Here is a 5,757-nt window from a genome sequence, read left to right on the forward strand (position 1 = left end):
CGCGGCGCGGCCGGACAAGGTCGCCTTCATCGACGAGCAAGGCGCCTACACCTACCGCGACGTCGCGGACCGCGCCGACCGCGCCGGGGCCGCTCTTCTAGGCCTGGGCCTGCAGCCTGGCGAGCGCGTGGTGCTCTGCGTCCTCGACGGGATCGACTTCGTCGCGGCATTCCTGGGCGCGATCAAGGTCGGGGTCGTGCCGATCCCCCTGAACACGCTCTTCACGCCTGCGGACTATGGCTACATCCTTACCGACAGCGAGGCGAAGGCGGCGCTCGTCTCGGCGACCCTGCTGCCGGCGTTCCGCACCGCCATCGACGACACCGGCTGGGGCGGCGTACTCATTGTTTCCGGCGAAGGCGACGGACAGCCCGTCCATTCCTTCGCCAATATCACGGCGACTGCGGCGATCCCGCCCCTGGCCCACGCCTCGAAGGCCGATGACATCGCCTTCTGGCTCTATTCGTCAGGCTCGACCGGTCGCCCCAAGGGCGCGCCGCACCGTCATCTCAGCCCCGTCACCACGGCCGAACTCTTCGCGCGCGAGACCTTCGGGCTGCGCGAGGACGACGTGGTCTACTCGGCGGCGAAGCTGTTCTTCGCCTACGGCATCGGCAACGCGCTGATCTTCCCCATGAGCCTCGGAGCGACCGCCGTGCTGTTCTCCGGCCGAGTGACCCCTGACGTGGTCGGCGGGTTGATCGACAGGCATGGCGTCACCGTCTTCTGCGGCGTGCCGACGCTTTACGGCGCGCTGCTCGCGTCGCCGCACGCCCCGGCTGCGGGCGCCAGCCCCCTGCGCGTGTGCATGTCGGCCGGCGAGGCCTTACCCGAAGAGCTCGGCCGCGCCTGGGGCGAGCGGACGGGGACTGAGATCGTCGACGGCATCGGCTCCACCGAGATGCTCCATATCTTCGTCTCTAACCGTCCGGGCGCGGTCCGCTATGGCTGCACAGGCAAGCCGGTGCCCGGCTACGAGGTCCGGCTGATCGACGAGAACGGCGCAGAGGTGGGACCCGGCGGCCTCGGAGAGCTTCACGTGCGAGGCCCGACCATGACGCTCCACTACTGGAACCAGCCCGAGAAGACCGCCGCCACCTTCGTGGGCGGCTGGATGAAGACCGGCGACAAGTTCGAGATGGACGCGGAAGGCTTCCTCAGTCACCGCGGCCGGGCGGACGACATGCTCAAGGTGTCCGGCATCTGGGTCTCGCCTTCGGAGGTCGAGAATGCCCTGCTGGCTCATGAATCCGTCCTGGAAGCGGCGGTCATCGGGATCACCGACGGGGCTGGCCTGGTGAAGACCAAGGCCTTCGTGGTGCCGCGCCCCGGCGCGACGCCGGGCGAGGGGCTGGCCGAGACTCTCAAGGCGTTCACCAAGGCGCGGCTCGCACCTTACAAGTACCCGCGCGTAATAGAGTTCGTGGACGCCCTGCCAAAGACCGCGACAGGCAAGATCCGCCGCCATGTCCTGCGGGAACAGGAAGGCGGCCGCGACGCGCTGGCGACATGACCACCGGGTTCATCGACGTTGACGGTGTCCGACTGGAATGCCGCTGGTCGGGCGCACCCGATGCGGGCCCAGCCATTGTCCTGCTGCACGAGGGCCTGGGCTCGGTGGCCATGTGGAAGGACTTTCCCGACCAGCTGGCCGCCCGTACGGGTCGGCCGGTGTTCGCCTACTCGAGGCGAGGCTACGGCCAGTCCGATCCGATCGCCGCGCCGCGCCAGCCGGACTACATGCACGTCGAAGCCCTCGAGGTCCTGCCGAAGGTGCTGAAGGCGGCGGGGGTCGCTCGCCCCATCCTGCTTGGCCACAGCGACGGCGGCTCCATTGCCCTGATCCATGCCGGAGCCTATCCGGCCTCGACGGCCGGCCTCGTTCTCGAAGCGCCGCATGTCTTCGTCGAGCCGCTGACGGTACAGAGCATCGCCCAGGCCAAGGTGGTCTACGAAACCACTGACCTGCCGCGGAAACTCGGTCGGCACCATCGCGACGCCGACCACGCGTTCTGGGGCTGGAACGACATCTGGCTCGACGACCGGTTCCTGGCCTGGAACATCGAGGCCAGCCTGCCGACCATCGACTGCCCGATACTGCTTCTTCAGGGGCTCGATGACGAATACGGCACCCGGGCGCAGCTCGACGCCATCGCGGCCGGGACGCCCGATACAGAAATCCTGATGCTGCCGCGCTGCGGGCACTCGCCCCACCGCGACCAGACCGAGGCCGTGCTCGAGGCCTTGGAGACATTCGTCCGCCGGGTCGCCGGCGTGGAGGCCTAATGAGCGAACCTGTGGTGCAGTCGATCCGGGATGGCGCCGTCGCGCGCATCGTCCTGAACCGGCCTGACAAGCTGAATGCCTTCACCCAGGCGATGCACGAGGGGTTGCGCGCCGCGCTCGACGCGGTCGAGGCCGACGCCGATTGCCGGGTGCTGGTCATCGCCGCCGCCGGCCGCGCTTTCTGCGCCGGTCAGGACCTTTCCGAGCGGATCGTGCCGGAGGGCGCGCCGCCCGTCGACATCGGCGCGGCGCTGGCCCGCGACCTCAATCCCTTGATCAACCGGCTGCGGGCGCTGCCGATCCCCGTGGTCTGCGCGGTGAACGGGATCGCCGCCGGCGCTGGGGCCAGCCTGGCCCTCGCCAGCGACATCGTCTTTGCGGGGCGCTCGGCGAAATTCGCCTTCTCTTTCACACGGATCGGTCTTGGTCCGGACGGAGGCGCGAGCTGGATGCTGCCCCGGCTCGTCGGCCCGGCGCGCGCCGCTGGCCTCGCGCTGCTGGCGGAACCCGTGACTGCCGAACAGGCTGAGGCCTGGGGGATGATCTGGAGCTGCGTCGACGACGACGCCCTAAACGCGGCGGTGGCCCAGACCGCCGCCCAGCTCGCGCGCCAGCCCCGCGAGGCGCTTGCGATCACCAAGGCGGCCCTCCAGGACGGATGGGCCAACACGCTACCTGTCCAGCTGGAGCATGAGCGGACAACCCAGCAGAATCTGGGCTTTTCCGCCGACTATGCCGAGGGCGTCCGCGCCTTCGTTGAAAAGCGCCCCGCCAACTTCGAACGGACCCGATGACCCAGCCCCTCGCCTACAGCCTCGAGGGCGACGTCGCCGTCCTGACCCTCGACAGCCCGCCGGTCAACGCCCTGGGCCAGGCGATGCGGGCGGCGATCCTCGAGGCCATGCGGCGCGCCGACGCCGACCCCGCCGTCCGGGCGATCGTTCTGGCGACCGGCGGCAAGCTGTTCTCGGCCGGGGCGGACATCACCGAATTCGGCAAGCCGATGCAGGCGCCGAGCCTGCCGGAAACGCTGGACGCCGTCGAGGCGGCCGGCAAGCCGGTCGTCGCGGCGATCCGCGGCGCGGCCCTGGGCGGCGGGCTGGAGCTGGCGTTGGCCTGCCACTACCGGGTCGGCGCTCCTTCGGCGAAACTCGGCCTGCCGGAAGTGACCCTGGGCATCCTGCCGGGGGCCGGCGGCACGCAGCGCCTGCCGCGCATCGTCGGCGCCGCCAGGGCGCTGGAGATGATCGCCTTCGGCGCGCCAGTGAACGCCAGGGCGGGCCTAGACGCCGGCCTGCTCGACGCACTGGTCTCGGAGGACGCCCTGGTTCAGGACGCCGTCGCCTTCGCCCGGCAAGTCGTCGCCGAAGGCCGCCCGCTGAAGAAGGTCCGCGACGACGAGAGCAAGATCGCCGCCGACCGGGCCCGACCCGAGTTGTTCGCCGATTTCCGCAAGGCCAACGCCGGCAAGTTCCGCGGCGCCGACGCGCCCGAAGCCTGTGTCCAGGCGGTCGAGGCGGCTGTCGCCCTGCCCTTCGACGAAGGGATCGCGCGCGAGCGCGAGCTGTTCCTTAAGCTGTTCTCGGGCGATCAGTCAGCCGCCCAGCGCCATGCCTTCTTCGCCGAGCGCCAGGTGTGGAAGATCCCCGACGTGCCCGAGGACACCCCGACCCTGCCGATCCGCAAGGTCGGCGTGATTGGGGCCGGCACCATGGGCGGCGGCATCGCCATGAGCCTCGCCAACGCCGGCCTGCCCGTGACGATCGTCGAGACCAGCCAGGCGGCGCTCGACCGCGGCATGGGAATCATCCGGAAGAACTACGAACGCAGCCGCACAGCGACGCCGGAGCTGACTGCTCAGCGGATGGCGCTGTTCACCCCGGCCCTGGACCTGGCCGCCCTGGCCGACTGCGACCTGGTGATCGAGGCGGTGTTCGAGACCATGGAGATCAAGCGCGAGGTGTTCGGCAAGGTGACCAAGGTCGTCCGGCCCGACGCCATCCTGGCCTCCAACACCAGCTACCTCGACATCGACAAGATCGCGGAGATGGTCGACGGGCCGGACCGTTTCATCGGCCTGCACTTCTTCTCGCCGGCCAATGTCATGAAGCTGCTGGAGGTGGTGCGCGGCGCCCAGACCTCGAAGACGGTCATCGCGACGTCCATGCAACTGGCCAGGAAGATCGGCAAGATCGGGGTGCTGGTCGGCGTCTGCCACGGCTTCGTCGGCAACCGCATGCTCGCCCAGCGCACCCGCGAGGCCAACGCCCTGCTGATCGAGGGCGCCCTGCCCTGGCAGGTCGACAAGGTGCTGACCGAGTTCGGCCTGCCGATGGGGCCGTTCGCCATGGGCGACCTCGCCGGGCTCGACCTCGGATGGACGCGCGAGGCGTCGACATCTTCGACCATCCGCGAGGTGCTGAACGAGATGGACCGCCGCGGCCAGAAGACCGGCGCCGGGTTCTATGACTACGACGACAGCCGCAAGGCGGCGCCCTCGCCGGTGGTCGAGCAGGTGATCCTCGACTTCTCGAAGAAGCTTGGCGTCGAGCGGCGCGAGATTTCGGACCAGGAAATCCTGGAGCGCTGCCTCTATCCGATGGTCAACGAGGGCGCGAAGATCCTCGAGGAGGACAAAGCCCTGCGGGCTAGCGACATCGATGTGGTCTGGCTGAATGGGTACGGCTGGCCGCGGCATCGGGGCGGCCCAATGTGGTGGGGCTCGAACGTCGGCCTCCCCAGGATCCTCGAGGCGCTGAGCCGCTACGAGAAGCAAGGCCGGCCGGAGTTCAAGCCGGCGGACCTGCTCGTGCGGCTGGCGCAGCAAGGTAAGGGATTCCAGGACCTGTGAGCAGCCCGCCCCTGCCCCCTAGAGATCAGCGCTATCGGGAGGATTACGTCCCGGGCGCCACCTACACCTTTGGCGAGGTCGACGTCACGCTGGAGGAGGTGATCGCTTTCGCCGAGAAGTTCGACCCGCAGCCGGCCCTGCACACCGATCCTGAGCTCGCCGCCGGGAACAGCTTCGGCGGGATCATCGCCAGCGGCTGGCACACCATCTTCCTGATGATGCGGCTCTACGTGGACCATTACCTATCGACTGTCGCCAACTCCGTGTCGCCGGGAGTCGACAAGATCCAATGGTTGCGGCCGGTACGGCCCGGCGATCGCCTGTCCGTCCGCGTGAGTGTGCTCAGCAACCGGGCGCATCAAAGCAGGGCGGACCGGGGCTCGGTGATGGCCCGGATCGAGGGCTTCAATCAGGCGGGTGAACTGGTCGCGAGCCTTGTGGCGACCAGCTTCATGTTCTCCCGCAACGCGACGAAAGTAAGCCTGTGACCGAAGTCTACCTCTGCGACGCCGTCCGCACGCCGATCGGCCGCTACGGCGGCGCGCTGTCGAAGGTGCGGGCCGACGACCTGGCCGCGATCCCGCTGCGCACCCTCTATGAGCGCAATCCGCAGCTGGCGG

General features: G+C 69.0%; 5 protein-coding genes and 1 pseudogene. All 6 read left to right on the forward strand.

Annotated features, from left to right (window positions below; translation table 11 throughout):
• On the forward strand, positions 1–1,513 hold a 1,513-nt coding region (locus ACILRF_RS13835; RefSeq protein ID WP_395673861.1), incomplete at its 5' end, for a benzoate-CoA ligase family protein.
• Positions 1,510–2,286, forward strand: a complete 777-nt coding sequence (locus ACILRF_RS13840) for an alpha/beta fold hydrolase (RefSeq protein WP_395673863.1) — start codon at positions 1,510–1,512, stop codon at positions 2,284–2,286. The genes ACILRF_RS13835 and ACILRF_RS13840, both read left to right, overlap by 4 nt.
• Positions 2,286–3,080, forward strand: a complete 795-nt coding sequence (locus ACILRF_RS13845) for an enoyl-CoA hydratase-related protein (protein ID WP_395673865.1) — start codon at positions 2,286–2,288, stop codon at positions 3,078–3,080. Before ACILRF_RS13840 ends, ACILRF_RS13845 begins: the two co-directional genes overlap by 1 nt.
• Positions 3,077–5,137 (forward strand): 3-hydroxyacyl-CoA dehydrogenase NAD-binding domain-containing protein, encoded by a 2,061-nt coding sequence (locus ACILRF_RS13850; protein ID WP_395673867.1) that lies wholly within the window; start codon positions 3,077–3,079, stop codon positions 5,135–5,137. The genes ACILRF_RS13845 and ACILRF_RS13850 overlap by 4 nt, the downstream gene beginning before the upstream one ends.
• Complete coding sequence (locus tag ACILRF_RS13855) at positions 5,134–5,625, forward strand: MaoC family dehydratase (protein WP_395673869.1); 492 nt, start codon at positions 5,134–5,136, stop codon at positions 5,623–5,625. Before ACILRF_RS13850 ends, ACILRF_RS13855 begins: the two co-directional genes overlap by 4 nt.
• Positions 5,622–5,757: pseudogene (locus ACILRF_RS13860) on the forward strand (3-oxoadipyl-CoA thiolase); the annotation flags it as partial. The gene ACILRF_RS13855 and the pseudogene ACILRF_RS13860, both read left to right, overlap by 4 nt.

It is taken from the genome of Phenylobacterium sp., assembly GCF_044236515.1.
Classification (GTDB): Bacteria; Pseudomonadota; Alphaproteobacteria; order Caulobacterales; family Caulobacteraceae; genus Phenylobacterium.

Coding starts and splice junctions, on each gene's coding strand:
- ACILRF_RS13845 (WP_395673865.1), top strand. CDS start 2,286: ATGAGCGAACCTGTGGTGCAGTCGATCCGGGATGGCGCCGTCGCGCGC.
- ACILRF_RS13840 (WP_395673863.1), top strand. CDS start 1,510: ATGACCACCGGGTTCATCGACGTTGACGGTGTCCGACTGGAATGCCGC.
- ACILRF_RS13850 (WP_395673867.1), top strand. CDS start 3,077: ATGACCCAGCCCCTCGCCTACAGCCTCGAGGGCGACGTCGCCGTCCTG.